The sequence below is a fragment of the Sedimentitalea sp. genome, assembly GCF_039973035.1.
Taxonomy (GTDB): domain Bacteria; phylum Pseudomonadota; class Alphaproteobacteria; order Rhodobacterales; family Rhodobacteraceae; genus Sedimentitalea.
Window position 1 is genome coordinate 1 of sequence record NZ_JBDWLR010000011.1, and the last position, 12,705, is coordinate 12,705.

17 protein-coding genes and 1 pseudogene are annotated in these 12,705 nt (G+C 56.8%); 4 read left to right on the forward strand and 14 right to left on the reverse strand.

Features of this window, described 5'->3' with window-relative positions; translation table 11 throughout:
* The 7 genes and pseudogenes from ABJO75_RS01385 to ABJO75_RS01415 all read right to left on the reverse strand — a co-directional run.
* Positions 1–177 (reverse strand): annotated as a pseudogene (locus tag ABJO75_RS01385) (IS3 family transposase); the annotation flags it as partial.
* Positions 178–466: 289 nt separating this feature from the next.
* Complete coding sequence (locus ABJO75_RS01390; protein ID WP_348432360.1) at positions 467–1,345, reverse strand: CopD family protein; 879 nt, start codon at positions 1,343–1,345, stop codon at positions 467–469.
* Positions 1,346–1,348: 3 nt separating this feature from the next.
* Positions 1,349–1,696 (reverse strand): copper resistance protein CopC, encoded by a 348-nt coding sequence (locus tag ABJO75_RS01395; protein WP_348289539.1) that lies wholly within the window; start codon positions 1,694–1,696, stop codon positions 1,349–1,351.
* Positions 1,693–2,154, reverse strand: coding sequence for a c-type cytochrome (locus ABJO75_RS01400; RefSeq protein ID WP_348432361.1), 462 nt, complete (start codon positions 2,152–2,154; stop codon positions 1,693–1,695). The genes ABJO75_RS01395 and ABJO75_RS01400 overlap by 4 nt, the downstream gene beginning before the upstream one ends.
* Positions 2,151–2,645 (reverse strand): DUF411 domain-containing protein, encoded by a 495-nt coding sequence (locus ABJO75_RS01405; protein ID WP_348289543.1) that lies wholly within the window; start codon positions 2,643–2,645, stop codon positions 2,151–2,153. Before ABJO75_RS01405 ends, ABJO75_RS01400 begins: the two co-directional genes overlap by 4 nt.
* An 87-nt stretch (positions 2,646–2,732) precedes the next feature.
* Positions 2,733–3,011: a hypothetical protein gene (locus tag ABJO75_RS01410; RefSeq protein WP_348432362.1), complete on the reverse strand. Its 279-nt coding sequence runs from the start codon at positions 3,009–3,011 to the stop codon at positions 2,733–2,735.
* A 102-nt stretch (positions 3,012–3,113) separates the two neighbouring features.
* A complete protein-coding gene (locus ABJO75_RS01415) occupies positions 3,114–3,704 on the reverse strand; it encodes a hypothetical protein (RefSeq protein WP_348432363.1) in 591 nt (196 codons plus the stop codon).
* A 45-nt stretch (positions 3,705–3,749) separates the two neighbouring features.
* Between ABJO75_RS01415 and ABJO75_RS01420 the strand changes: the two genes are divergently transcribed.
* The gene (locus ABJO75_RS01420; protein WP_348432364.1) at positions 3,750–4,289 is read left to right on the forward strand and encodes a Crp/Fnr family transcriptional regulator; all 540 of its coding nucleotides are present in this window, start codon (positions 3,750–3,752) and stop codon (positions 4,287–4,289) included.
* Positions 4,290–4,325: 36 nt separating this feature from the next.
* Here the strand turns inward: ABJO75_RS01420 and ABJO75_RS01425 are convergent, their stop codons facing one another.
* Both ABJO75_RS01425 and ABJO75_RS01430 read right to left on the reverse strand, forming a co-directional pair.
* Entirely contained in the window at positions 4,326–5,666 is a 1,341-nt protein-coding gene (locus tag ABJO75_RS01425) for an MFS transporter (RefSeq protein WP_348432365.1), read from the reverse strand.
* Positions 5,667–5,675: 9 nt separating this feature from the next.
* A complete protein-coding gene (locus ABJO75_RS01430; protein ID WP_348289552.1) occupies positions 5,676–5,948 on the reverse strand; it encodes a metal-sensing transcriptional repressor in 273 nt (90 codons plus the stop codon).
* A gap of 64 nt (positions 5,949–6,012) precedes the next feature.
* On the opposite strand from ABJO75_RS01430, the gene ABJO75_RS01435 reads away from it, so the two are divergent.
* The 3 genes from ABJO75_RS01435 (at position 6,013) to ABJO75_RS01445 (ending at position 7,775) form a co-directional block, all read left to right on the forward strand.
* Positions 6,013–6,372, forward strand: coding sequence for a hypothetical protein (locus ABJO75_RS01435; protein WP_348432366.1), 360 nt, complete (start codon positions 6,013–6,015; stop codon positions 6,370–6,372).
* A 139-nt stretch (positions 6,373–6,511) separates the two neighbouring features.
* Positions 6,512–7,165: a HupE/UreJ family protein gene (locus ABJO75_RS01440; RefSeq protein ID WP_348432373.1), complete on the forward strand. Its 654-nt coding sequence runs from the start codon at positions 6,512–6,514 to the stop codon at positions 7,163–7,165.
* 190 nt (positions 7,166–7,355) lie between these two features.
* Complete coding sequence (locus ABJO75_RS01445; protein ID WP_348432367.1) at positions 7,356–7,775, forward strand: hypothetical protein; 420 nt, start codon at positions 7,356–7,358, stop codon at positions 7,773–7,775.
* A gap of 170 nt (positions 7,776–7,945) precedes the next feature.
* Here ABJO75_RS01445 and ABJO75_RS01450 read toward each other — a convergent pair whose 3' ends face one another.
* The 5 genes from ABJO75_RS01450 to ABJO75_RS01470 form a co-directional block, all read right to left on the reverse strand.
* Complete coding sequence (locus ABJO75_RS01450) at positions 7,946–8,629, reverse strand: ATP-binding cassette domain-containing protein (protein WP_348432368.1); 684 nt, start codon at positions 8,627–8,629, stop codon at positions 7,946–7,948.
* On the reverse strand, positions 8,626–10,371 hold the full coding sequence (locus ABJO75_RS01455) for an ATP-binding cassette domain-containing protein (protein ID WP_348432369.1): 1,746 nt from the start codon (positions 10,369–10,371) through the stop codon (positions 8,626–8,628). Before ABJO75_RS01455 ends, ABJO75_RS01450 begins: the two co-directional genes overlap by 4 nt.
* Positions 10,346–11,191 carry a branched-chain amino acid ABC transporter permease gene (locus tag ABJO75_RS01460; protein WP_348432370.1) on the reverse strand — a complete coding sequence of 282 codons (846 nt, stop codon included), beginning with the start codon at positions 11,189–11,191 and terminating at the stop codon, positions 10,346–10,348. Before ABJO75_RS01460 ends, ABJO75_RS01455 begins: the two co-directional genes overlap by 26 nt.
* A gap of 12 nt (positions 11,192–11,203) precedes the next feature.
* Positions 11,204–12,352, reverse strand: coding sequence for a substrate-binding domain-containing protein (locus ABJO75_RS01465; protein WP_348432371.1), 1,149 nt, complete (start codon positions 12,350–12,352; stop codon positions 11,204–11,206).
* A gap of 28 nt (positions 12,353–12,380) precedes the next feature.
* The coding region (locus ABJO75_RS01470) for an amidase family protein (protein ID WP_348432372.1) at positions 12,381–12,705 on the reverse strand (325 nt) is incomplete at its 5' end.

The following is a 12,705-nucleotide window of genomic DNA, read 5'->3' on the forward strand; positions in this document are numbered from 1 at the left end:
TCGCTCAAAACAGGGCTGTATCTATAGCAGGTCTCGCTGATATCGAACGCACGGCACGCCAAAGCGATACTGACGCCATGCCCTGCGACCGCGTTCATGGCCATCTCTCGCCTCTGAGACGGCCTTAGCGCTTTTTTCCAAGGCCTCCTTCAGCAAATCATTCTGCATGCTCATCTCGGTAGTGAATCACACGACCGAGCGACCAAAGCGGCCATTGATGTTGATTGCAGCGAATACTGAGTGTGAGCCCAACCTGTAAATTCAGATTTCACGTTGCGCGCGCACGCAGAACGGAAATTTCTGCGTTTGCAGAATTATCTGCGCCGCGGTGCGGCGCAAGAACCTGCCATTCAAACAAGAAACAGAAAATGGTCGCCACATATTTACGAGTTGCCGAGCAAACCAAACCTTCGGACGTGTAGTTTCTACCAACGCAGCAACAAATACGGGCGCAAGTTGAACTTCGCTACAAGTTAATGGGCGGGGTTGTTACGGTGGTGAGAGTGGCGGTCGTTAGTAGGATCAGAAAGACAGCTGTAGCCTCGAAAACGATTGAGCGCCGCAGGCTGTCGCTCGCTCCTACACGATCGTCTGCCAGAGCAGGGACAAGCCGCCACTTGTTTAAACCTGCGAGGCCAAGCAAACCCGAAACAAATGTCAGTTTAGCGATCAGGGTCCAGCCGTAAGCTGTGGCAAAGAGGGCTGACAGCGATCCTGTCATTATCCAAGCAAAGATACTGCCGACGATGATGAGCAGAGGGACTGTCATAGCGGCAGCTTTTCCAAACCTATGCAACAGCGCCGCGCCCTCTGCGCCAACCGCCGCATGGTGAAGTGGTGCAAGCGCTCCGACCCAGAACGCCGCTGCAAGCAAATGCAGGACCAGTAACGCGGCCAGTAGCCAACGCGGCTCACCAAGAGAATGTCCTACGGATGTGTACGATATGGCGATCAGAAGCGGCCCGAAAAGAGCCGTCACTCGGCCAAATAGGCCCGGTACCAGCAAGCCCAGTACCAAAACCACACCTGCACCGCGCCAAGGTGCGGCGGTGCCAAGCGGGCTGTCCCACACAAAGGCAAGCATCATCGGATCGACCATCCCCGGCAGGCCCATGCCTGATATACGTGCGGCCCGAATGCCGAACCGCAGTGCCAGAACCGCGATAAGAAGGACAGCCGCAACGACCGCGATACGGATGGCAAACCGTCGGACGTCCGGCGCAGCCAACGGGAAAGCCGCCACAAAAAGCGGCCCACCCATTGCGAGCAGTGCAGCACCATAGCCCAGTGCCTTCGCCAGAATGGCAGCTACCGTCCATCCATCGATCTGCGCCAGCCCCTCCATGTGTCAGTTGGTGATCGTAAAGCCAAACGTGCCTTGCATCGGGTGGCCGTCAGACGCGAGCCCCCGCCAATCGACGGTGTATGCCCCTGCAGGCAGGTCGGCGGGCGGTATCGCGCGGAACTCGGTGACAGCATCCATACCGGTTTCACGCTCAATCGCCACGTCGCCGTCCGGCCCGGTCACTGTGATTGCGGTCACGCGCATCGGATCATCAAAGCGCATTTCAATCGCTTCAACCGTGGTCACGATCGCTTCATTCGCTGGCGTCGTGTCTTCGGCCTTCGAGTGCGCAATCGCGCCTGTCGCCAGTACGGCCATCATCAGGCCTGCCAGAATACTTTGTTTCATCATCTGTTTTCCATTTCGTCATGACGCGCGCGGATGTCTTCCGGCCAGGTTGATTTAATGTAGCTGAGGACGGCGATGATTTCATCATCCGTCAGCACACCGTCATAGATCGGCATGTTGGATGCATAGTCAGGATCGCCAATTAGCGCCCCGGTTCCGTACTTTGTCAGGCGGAACAAGGTGTCGCCGTTGTGGTGCCACGTATGACCGCTGGCATCGTGAGGAGGTGCCGGAAGCCGCCCGTCCGCACCAGCCACACGCCAGTTTGGCTGGCCTTCGAGATTGGCCCCGTGGCAGGAAGCGCAGTTCTCCTGATATATCCCAGCGCCTCGTGCGACCATGTCGCGGTCGTCATCGCGTAAGACCACGCTGCCCACGTCCGCAGAGAACGGGACAAGAGCATAGAGAGCGACCCCCAATAGGGCCGCTCCCGCGACTGCGATCAAAAGAGGTCGTTTCACAAACCAGCCTGATAAAAGACCGCGCCTGCGCCCGCCGCACCACCAAAAGCGATTACGTCATAGCGGGCGTCAGGGTCATTCCCCATTCCAGGTGATCCGGCGGGCATCCCCGGCACGGCGATCCCGGCTATGTCGGGACGTTCTTCCAGCAGTTTGGTCAGCGCGGCAAATGGCACGTGGCCCTCGACAACATAGCCATCGATCATGGCCGTGTGGCAGGCCCACATATTACCGGGCACGCCCGCGTCCAGTTTTGCGTTTGTTATGTCATCGGTATCCGTCACTGTGATGTCGTAACCTTCTTCCCGGGCCAGCGCGACCCATGCCCCGCAACAGCCACAGGTCGGGCTTTTCGTGACATGCATTTTGCCGTGATCGGCCATGTCCGCATGGTTTTCTGCATGAGCCATGCCGGTCACGCCAAGTGTTGCAAGGCCAAGGGTCAGTGCCGCCGCAGGGGCAAGGCTGAGAAGTGCTTTGATGAGTTTCATGAGATGTCCTCTCGATAAGTAAGCGCGCGAGCAAAGCCCGCTTTGGATGTGATTTCAGGGGGCTGCGCTGGAATGGCGCAGGCTGGATCACATCACGCGCGGCGGATCGAGCGGGCCGGACGGTTCAATGCCGCTCAGCAAAAGACCGGCTGCCGCAAACACATCTTCACCAGTGATTGGCCCCATGCTGTAACCTTCTGCGCCCGGCAGCAAGGCAAGCAGTACGTGACAGGTTTGCCCGCGTTCGGTACTGTCATCACAACACGCAGGCATGTCGTCTGACATCGTTTCCGCGACAGTACGTTCACTGTCGAAATTGGCTGCATGTCCGGCCTCCATCGCCACAGAAAACGTTGCGGAAAGCATCAGCATCACAATGAGAAGGCATCGAATTAGGACCATGGCGCAATCGTACCTGCGCTATATGCCGAATTGCAAGTCAACGACCCGTGAGATGCTGTCGCGGCGTCAGTGTTCGCCGTGGGCGTTTTCACCCCGCGCCATCATCAGGTGATGTGCCCGGTGATGATCCTGACTGGCCATCAGCCCAAAGAAACCAAGGCCCTGAATGCGGGCAACGACAGCGGGATCATTGCTGGTCACGCGCAGCTCCACACCCGTCGCCGACAGTGAAGCGGCCACAGTCCATCTATCATCACGCGCCAGCTGAGCAGCATGCGCAGGCACCATACCCCGGAGCGTCGCCACAGTGTCCTCTTCGCCTGTGACCGTTGCGACAATGCCACTAGGAAGGTCCGTTTCTGCTACCACGGCATCCGAAATCAGTCTGTCCATATCCACAAGATGTGCCCGAAGGCCTGCCAGATTCACTTGACCCCAATCGGTGTCTGGATCGGTTTCCAGCACACGCACCACTTCGGAAAGCGCCGCGAACGCTCCCTGACCGGGTTCAGTGAGAACAGTGTCATTTATCTCGCCACGTTGACCGTGCATCGTGTGATCCATGCCATCCCCGTGTTCTGAACCATGGGTCTGCGCGACGGCAACTGCGGCTGCGCCTATAAGGCCCGCAACTGTAAGATAGATTTTGAACCGCATCCTCAATTTCCTTGTAATTTCATTGCACCCTATCGGATCCGGGTCATGCAATATATGATTTCTATCATGTCGCACTGGATACAAATCTTTGATGACGCACCCTTGCGTGAGATTGCAAAAGGGACGCTTCTGTTTCGTCGGGAAGACCCCGTGAAGTCGATGTATCTGGTCCAATCCGGTTCAATTGCCTTGGAACGTTCGCTGGCAGACGGTGCGCCGCTGACGCTTCATATCGCGACCACAGGCGCGGCTGTGGCCGAAGCATCCCTGTTCGCCAAAACCTATCATTACGATGCCGTTGCGCGATCAGTCACAACAGTCGCGGTTCTGCCGAGGTCCAAATTCCTTTTTGCTCTCGGGGATCGGCCTGACGCGGCGCTTAGCCTTATTGAGACCCATGCAAAAGAAGTTCAGGCGCAGCGGATGCGGATCGAGATCTTGCGATTGCGCCGCGTCGCAGATCGGCTGGACGCATGGATCGATTTGTATGGTGAACCACTAAAAGGCAAATGGATTACCGTAGCCGACCAGATCGGCGTCTCGCCTCCGGCTCTGTATCGTGAATTGGCCCGCCGGAGAGCATAGCGGCTCAGGGCCGTTTAGACGCAATGACCATAGTGTCTATCCAATTCTACTATCCACTTCGCGCATCCGTGGCCAATGCGGATGATAGTCATCAATGACGATTGGATGACTGTGCGTTTGCCCATCCTGCACATGCGGATGATCTTTCGGGAGGTCATCGTGGGAATGTGTCACCGGTCCGCCGCTTTCCTGCGGCCAGAGAGCAATCCCGCAGACCACACCGGCACCCGCAAGCACGGCCAAGACAGCGAAGGTCACCGTTGGACCGGAAACAGTAATCAGCCACCCTGCGAGCGGGTAGGTCACCAGCCAGCAGACATGGGATAGGGCGAACTGGGCGGCGTATACGGCGGGACGATCCTCTGCGTGGGCGGAGCGTTTGAGCAAGCGTCCAGAGGGCGTGAGAATGGCGGAATAGCCAATCCCGATGATGAACCAACCTGCCAGCAGCGGTATCCATTGCGTCTCATAAACCAATGCCATCAGAGACAGTGCCAACAGCGCAGTTACTAACACCAGTGCGCCGCAGATCATCACTGGGCGATCGGGCTGGTTCTCCAGCAGCCTTGGTAAGACCAGTGCGGCCAGCATTGATCCACCACCGAAGACTCCGAGGGCAATGACAACCTGCGTGTCCCCAAGGCCAAGGTCAGAGCGGACGAGAACGACTGTATTCACCAACACCATTGCCCCCGCTGCGGCGGCGGCGAAGTTGAGCGACAACAACCCACGAAGGCGAGGCGTGGCGAGGTATATGCGCATCCCCCGTGTGGTGCGGTCGTATATGCCCCTTGGCTCCGTTGGTTTTGGGCTTGGCAACAGGACGGAGACGACTAACAGAGCGGAACCAGCGAAGCCGATGACCGTGCCAAAGAACAAGGCGTTGAAGCTGACGAAGGTCAGCAGGATCGCGGCCAGCAGTGGGCTGATTATGTTCTCCAAATCGTAGGCCAGACGCGATAGCGACAGCGCACGGGTGTAGCGGTCTTCCTCTGGCAGGATGTCGGGGATCGTGGCTTGGAACGTCGGTGTAAACGCGGCGGATGCGGATTGTAGCACGAAGATCAGGACGTAGACCTGCCAGACCTCGCTCACGAACGGCAGACAAAGGGCCACCACGGCACGGACAAGATCGAGGCTGACCAGCATGGTGCGGCGGGGCCAGCGGTTGGCGAAGGCCCCTGTAATCGGGGCGATGCCCACATAGGCCACCATCTTGATCGTGAAGATCGTGCCGAGGACGAGGCCAGCCCGTTCGCCTGAAAGATCATAGGCCAGCAGCCCAAGTGCGATGGTTGCCAAGCCTGTCCCCAGCAGCGCCACTAACTGTGCCAAGAACAGATGGCGGTAAGTGCGGTCAGCGAGGACGGAGAGCATGGGTGTTCCTTACAGATACTTGGTGATGGCCTTGAAATTGGCAGTGACGGAAGATTCACCTGTTCCGACCAGTGCATCGTCTAGGCAATGGTCGATATGATCTTGGATCAATGTGCGTTTGGCCTGCTGCACGGCCTTCTCCACCGCGTGAAGCTGCTGTGCGATGTCCACGCAGGGCTGCTCGTCCTCAATCATCTTGATGACGCTGGCCAAATGCCCGTTGGCACGTTTCAGCCGTTTGACGATGGCGGGGTGACTTGCATGGGTCGTGTGTTTTGTCATATGAGTTAACTAACCCCCTAGGGGGGATCGGGCAAGTGGGCCAAGACCCACGAGAGCAGGTGGAATGAAACGGGCAATCAGGGGATACCTGAGAGGACTGCTGACCATCGCTTTGGCGGTTGGTATGCTCCTGTCCGCGAACTCCCGCTCGGTCACCCATGACTTCACTGAACTGGCAAAGATCGTCGCTGAGCATCATGCTGAGATCGAAGAACACGGCCACGCTCACGAAGACATCATTGACCTGATGCATGCCTATCATGGTCACAGCCATGAGATCGCAGATCATGACCACAACATTGCGTTTCTACCGCCACGTGAACCTTCAGGTTCCATAAGGCCGACCAGCTCAAGTTGGGCGATGGCGCACAGCGCTATGCCTGACCGCAGAGACTACGGATTAGATCGACCGCCACGCGTGTGATGCTGCGCCCAACAGGGCGTCCCAAAACTTCACATTCAACAAACGGAAAATCCAAATGTTACCAAACCGATCCTATCGGTCGGGGCAGCAGTCGCATCCTATGCGCCAGCCTCTGACCATCTTCACCACGGTCATCTTGATGCTTATGGCATTCGCGACCTCTGCCTATGCCCATGACGTGACCCCCGGCGATGCGGGCTACATCCAGGAGATTTTCGGGGTGCATATCATCTCGTTCATCTATCTGGGCGCAAAGCACATGATGACGGGATATGACCACATCCTGTTTTTGCTCGGCGTCGTGTTCTTCCTTTATCATATGAAAGACGTGGCGATTTACGTTAGCCTGTTCGCCATCGGCCACTCGGTCACTATGCTTTTGGGCGTGTGGTTTGGCTGGGGCATCAACGCCTATATCATCGACGCGATCATCGGCCTGTCAGTCGTCTACAAGGCACTCGACAACCTTGGCACCTTCCAGAAGTGGTTCGGTTTCCAGCCCAACACCAAAGCCGCTACTCTGATCTTCGGTCTGTTCCACGGCACAGGGCTTGCCTCCAAAATCCTCGAATACCAGATCGCCGAGGACGGGCTTTTGGCCAACCTTTTGGCCTTCAACGTCGGGGTAGAGGTCGGGCAACTACTGGCGCTCTTCGTGATCCTGATCGTCATGGGCTACTGGCGTCGCAGCCCCAACTTCATGCGTCAGGCATCTGTCGCGAACATCATCATGGTCGGCCTCGGCGTTTTGCTCACATACCAGCAAATCGCAGGCTACATCGCCCGCACATAGAATTGGAGAGAATAATGCACAACGCACCGCAACCCAACATCGAAGACCTGCCAACCAAGGCACAACTGCGCCGTTCCTCGATCATCGCTGGTATCGGGTCCGTCCCGTATTCATCGGGGTCTGTGTCTATCTGCCCGCAGAATACGGGACGGACCCGACGGGCGTAGGCAGCATCCTTGGCCTGACCGAGATGGGCGAGATCAAGCAGCAGCTTGCCGCCGAAGCCGCCGCAGACGAGGCGCTACACGGAGGGGATGAATCCTCATCCTTGATGAATGACATCTTCGGACTGTTTGTCTCCACTGCTCACGCAGAAGAATCATGGCAGGACGAGATCACTTTCACCCTCGCGCCGAGTGAGTCCACAGAGATCAAAGCCACGATGGAAGAAGGTGCCACACTGAATTATGCGTGGACCTCAACAGGTGGGCGGGTCAACTTTGACCTTCACGCCCATGCGGACGGCGAGAACGTCACGTATGAGAAAGGTCGCGGCCAAACGTCTGGCGAGGGTAGCTTTGAAACCCCCTTCGCAGGAGACCATGGCTGGTTCTGGCGCAACCGTGACGATGAAGCGGTGACCGTAACACTGCAACTGCGCGGTGCCTAACGTATCATATACTGCGGTGCGGCCCGTTGAACCGGCCATTCGCTGCGATTGCAAAATCTCAGCACAAGCGAATTCACAGTCTGCGGGACGAAGCTGCCGTTCTATTATTAAAAATCAAAGTCCGGGAAGGCAGCAAAAGCGGACACTCTGGTTATAGAAATATTGCGGCGTCACAGTGATAATGCCGAACGCACGTCATCTGATTTTATATCAGTGGCAGGCCGATTGATGATGATATTTCCTGTATCAATACCAAGATAATGGTCAGAAATACTGGTCAGAAAATTCAAATTCTGTTCGCATAAAAACACGCCGGCTCCGGCAGTTACACGTTTTCTTACGCACTCCGCCATTAGTTCGATGTTTTCAGGCTGCACGCCTTCGGATGGTTCATCTAGGATGATCACGTTAGTGCCTTCAATCATCGTACGCACAAACGCGAGGATCTTACGCTCGCCACCGGACATTGTTCCAGCAGGTTGATCACGGCGTTCGGCAAGGCGGGGGAATAAGTCAAAATACGGCTCAAGAGGATGGGCGGTCTGGCCTACCTGAAGGTTCTCCCAAACCGTGAGGTCGTTAAAGACCATATCCGTTTGCGGCATATATCCGATGCCTTTTGCGCGGCGTTGATGTGCTTTGAGGCCAGAAATATCTTCGCCATTGAGAACGAGCCGGCCAGCTGCTGGCTTCAGATTGCCTTGTAACAACCTCGCCAAAGTTGTTTTGCCAACACCGTTGCGTCCGAAGACGCCAAGCACCTGACCCGCAGAAATTTGGGCAGACACGTCAAAGATGACGTTCGTGTCGCCATAGCCACCTGTCAGCTTGTCGACTTCCAATAGTACCGTCATTTGGACGCTCCTGCATAAACCGCCTGCACTTGGCGGTTGGCTCGGACGGATTCGTAGCTGTCAAAGGCGAGAACCTGCCCCTGATGCAGCACAAGCACCTTGTCTGAAATGGCCTCGACAATGCTCATGTCATGCTCAATCACGATCACCAATCCACCGCTTTGATCCTGATATTCTTGGACCAATCGCGTCATCAGTGCGGTTTCATCCGGCGACAGACCCGCGCACGGCTCGTCCAGTAGCAGCAACGCGGGTTCTGCGGCCGTGGTCATGGCAAATTCAAGAAACTGGCGATGCCCTTGGGGTAGGCTGCCTGCAGTTTTTGACAGGTCGCGCGCAAGTGACAAATCAGCGTTACCCATGACGCGAGCCAATGCTGCTGATTGCCATCCAAACGCAGAAGGCCGGAAAAGGTCGCGCCACCGCGCGCGCGCCGCCAACATTGAAAGAGTCAGGTTCTCAGCGACGCTCATCGAGAAAAAGACGGAAGGCACCTGAAGTTTACGCCCGATCCCGTTGCCCAACGCCGTGTGCGGTGCGCGGTTCTCAACAGATTTATCGCCAAAACTAATTTGACCACTGCTGACGCCGAGATTGCCAGTAATCGTGTTCAATGCACTGGTTTTACCGGCACCATTTGGGCCAATGATGCTAACAATTCCTTTGCTGGGTGTTTCAAACGAGACGCCATTGAGAATACGCACGACACCAATTTGCAGCCTGACGTCGTCAAATATCACAGGAGCAGGAACTTGGGTCGCTTGCGAGAGAGGCGCTACGGAAGGGCTGATCCCCGACGTCCCACCAGATCGCCAAATTCGGGCCATGATCGCGGCACCCAGTTCGGCTATTCCGCCGGGCGCTTTCAGCACGACGAGAATGAAACCCAGCGCCATGACGATCTCCCAGTAGGGAAAGCTGTCGCGCAGTTCTGCCGACGCCCAGCCCACGAGAACCGCGCCGATGAGGGGACCCAAAACATGAAAACGACCGCCGATTGCGGCAAGAATGACCAGCTCGGCAGACAGGCCGAATCCGGTTGCCGTTGGCGTTACAATGCCTTGGTGAGAGGCGAATAAGCCGCCCGCTAACGCAGCAATGACAGCGGAAACCGCAAAGGCACATCCCTTGATCCTGTGGGTCGCAAAGCCCAAAAGCTGCAAACGCGGCTCATTGTCCGCCACGCCTTTGACAACCAGATTGACGGGCAATCGGTTAAGGACCAGTAGCCCGGCAGAAACCACAACCGTCGCACCGACCACCAGATAATAGAAATTCCCGTAGGGATCGAGGCCACCAAGACTGCTGTAACCGGACAGACCGTTGAAGCCCCCCGTCAAGCCGGAGGCAGTGTTAGCAACTTGTTCGGCAATCATAACAAGCGCCAGTGTGATAAGCGAGAAATATGGCCCGCTTTCGCTGCGCCCTTTGAAGATCAACACGGCGAGGCCATAGGCCAGCAGACCGATCACCAACATTGCGACCACTGCCAGCCCTAATTGTGCAGGCAAGCTGTCGACATTTCGCAGTGTCGAAGCCGTGGCATAGGCCGCGACGCCAAAAAACAGCGCCTGACCCAAAGGCAGGATCCCTGTTTTGCCCCAGAGGTATCCGATACCCTGCGCGGCGATGCCATAGATCAGATAAAGCCCGATCTGGTACGCCATGAAATCCCCGAACATCTCGGGAATGAGCAACAAGGCTGCCAACAGCAGACTAACGGGAAGAAGAACGGATGCCATCAGGCTTCAACCACAGGAATAAAATTGAAAGGGTGAGCACCGCGAGATACCCATATGTCTGGCTGGCCAATGCTCCGATCACCGATTGGGTGCCCGCAATCAGCGTGACGCCAAGGCCCAGACCTTCGAGGCTGCCCAAGCCGCCCACAACCAGCGCGAAAAACGAGCGGATCAGATAGTCGATGCCCATCATTGGCTCAATGCGGATGGTGGGGGCCAACAACAATCCCGCCAGTCCTGCCGTGCAGCATCCAAAGACGAAAGCGGCTGCGGACAGTCGGCTTGTGTTGATCCCGACGGCTTGGGCAAGCTCGGGATTGCCGACCATCGCTTTGATCTGTGTGGCCACCTTTGATCTGCGGTTCCACCACGCCAACGCGCCAAAACCAACGCAAATTAGGCCCACGACAGCAATGCGGTAGAGAGGGTACTGCGCACCAAAAATCTCGACAGTACCCGCAATGGGCACACTGACCGATTGATAGCCACGTCCAAACATCAATTCGATGACTTCACGCAACAAAATGGCGATGCCCCATGTTGCAAGCAGACTGTCGAACATGCGTCCGTAAAGATGCCGAATAATCGTCCGTTCCAGAAACAATGCGACCAGCGCCACAGTTACGAGGCAAACCGGCACTTGCAACCATGTGGGTAACCCGAGGCTGGAGGTGATGACCGGCGCATAGGCCCCGATCATCACAAACTCTCCGTGTGCCATGTTCATGATCCGCAGCTTGCCAAAGACAATGGCAAGCCCCAGCGCAATCAACGCCAGTGTGCTGATTTGCCAGATCAGATTGAGGATTAGAATGGTCACCTGTGCTGCCGCTTAGTTGGCGCAAGCTTCGGATGAAGCGACGCTATCAAATGATGTGACAACCTCGAACGCTCCGCTTGAGCCATCTGCCAGATAAATCGTCTGCGCCATATGGTGACCCGTCAGAGTATTGTCCCCGCGCGGTGTGGTCCAAGTCAGCCCTTCTGCCGCGGCATCCATCGCCGCCACATCAAGGCTGCCTGCTTTCTCAGCCAGAGCATCCAGCAGCATTAAGCCCTCATAAGATGATTGACCCAGCGTATTGAGCGCAGGTGCATCCGCGCCGAACGCTGCAGCATAATCAGACGTAAAAGATGCGGCCGCTTCGCCCTTGATCGAAGTGAAATACCCGGATGTCGAGAACAAGCGATTGACGTTGTCCGCGCCGATCCCCGCAAGGGTGTTTTCCTCGATCAACGTGCCAAGCCGGATGGCCTGATCGTCCATCCCGAAGCCCGCAAAGCTGACGTTGAACCCAACTGAACCACCGCCCACAAGCGTGATCAGAACCGCATCTGCGCCGCTTTCCTTGATCCGCTGAAGCGAGCTGTCAAATTCGGCGACGGAGAATGGCAGGTATTCTTCGCCCACCACTTCGCCACCCGCATCGGCAATGTAGCCCTTTGCCAGCGCGTTTGTGTCGCGCGGCCAGTTATAGTCATGCCCGATGAGGTACCATTTTGAAATCTTCTCAGCGTCCATCAAATACGGGATCACAGGGGCCAATTGCTGGCTTGGGGTCTCACCCGTCACGTAAAGACCATTGGCACAGGCACCGCCTTCATAGACGGGGGTGTAGACGTAAGGCACCTCGCCATTGAACCGCCCCACCAATGCCTCGCGCACAGCGGAATCGTGCATACCGATGAAGGCTTGCACGCCTTCACCTTTCCACAGCCGTAACGCGGCCTGTGCCGCTTCCGCTGGTGGGACACCTACGTCCGCAAACACCAGTTCGATCTGTTCGCCGTTAATACCGCCGCCTGCATTGATCTTTTGCGCAGCCAGTTCAGCAGCATTGCGCGTCGAGGGACCGAAAAGCCCGGCGGGGCCTGAATCAGGCACCAGTACGCCGACTTTGATATCGGCCAATGCCGTGCCGCCAATCATCACGGCCGCGATAGAGGTGCTCGCCAAAAGGCGCAGTGTCTTGTTTAACATGTGTCTTCTCCCTGGTTGGTTTCGGCGTCTACTGCGCCATCGCTTTTTCTGCAGCCAGCGCCAGCGCCAATAGGGCGCGGTCCTGGCCGGGTAATGCGTCAAATTCGATGCCGACGGGCAATCCGGACGTGACGGGGCACGGCAAGGAAATGCCCGGTGCGCCGACGTTTGAGCCAAGATCGGTGTTGCGGATATAAGTCGGAAAGGTGGGAACTTGTGCGCCGTTCAACTCAACCGTTTCGTCCTGCCCGATGGGCCGCGCCGTCAGTGGCGTAGTGGGAAAGACGATCGCATCCAAACCATGATCACTGAAAACCTGGGCATAGATTTTGCGCATTGCCGGGCGGTGAACA

Bases quoted from the DNA above. Each gene is read 5' to 3' on its own strand.
- ABJO75_RS01395 (WP_348289539.1), bottom strand. From the start codon at position 1,696: ATGATGAAACAAAGTATTCTGGCAGGCCTGATGATGGCCGTACTGGCG.
- ABJO75_RS01405 (WP_348289543.1), bottom strand. From the start codon at position 2,645: ATGAAACTCATCAAAGCACTTCTCAGCCTTGCCCCTGCGGCGGCACTG.
- ABJO75_RS01420 (WP_348432364.1), top strand. From the start codon at position 3,750: ATGCAATATATGATTTCTATCATGTCGCACTGGATACAAATCTTTGAT.
- ABJO75_RS01440 (WP_348432373.1), top strand. From the start codon at position 6,512: ATGCTTATGGCATTCGCGACCTCTGCCTATGCCCATGACGTGACCCCC.
- ABJO75_RS01415 (WP_348432363.1), bottom strand. From the start codon at position 3,704: ATGCGGTTCAAAATCTATCTTACAGTTGCGGGCCTTATAGGCGCAGCC.
- ABJO75_RS01410 (WP_348432362.1), bottom strand. From the start codon at position 3,011: ATGCTTTCCGCAACGTTTTCTGTGGCGATGGAGGCCGGACATGCAGCC.
- ABJO75_RS01455 (WP_348432369.1), bottom strand. From the start codon at position 10,371: ATGGCATCCGTTCTTCTTCCCGTTAGTCTGCTGTTGGCAGCCTTGTTG.
- ABJO75_RS01425 (WP_348432365.1), bottom strand. From the start codon at position 5,666: ATGCTCTCCGTCCTCGCTGACCGCACTTACCGCCATCTGTTCTTGGCA.
- ABJO75_RS01435 (WP_348432366.1), top strand. From the start codon at position 6,013: ATGAAACGGGCAATCAGGGGATACCTGAGAGGACTGCTGACCATCGCT.
- ABJO75_RS01430 (WP_348289552.1), bottom strand. From the start codon at position 5,948: ATGACAAAACACACGACCCATGCAAGTCACCCCGCCATCGTCAAACGG.
- ABJO75_RS01390 (WP_348432360.1), bottom strand. From the start codon at position 1,345: ATGGAGGGGCTGGCGCAGATCGATGGATGGACGGTAGCTGCCATTCTG.
- ABJO75_RS01445 (WP_348432367.1), top strand. From the start codon at position 7,356: ATGGGCGAGATCAAGCAGCAGCTTGCCGCCGAAGCCGCCGCAGACGAG.
- ABJO75_RS01465 (WP_348432371.1), bottom strand. From the start codon at position 12,352: ATGTTAAACAAGACACTGCGCCTTTTGGCGAGCACCTCTATCGCGGCC.
- ABJO75_RS01450 (WP_348432368.1), bottom strand. From the start codon at position 8,629: ATGACGGTACTATTGGAAGTCGACAAGCTGACAGGTGGCTATGGCGAC.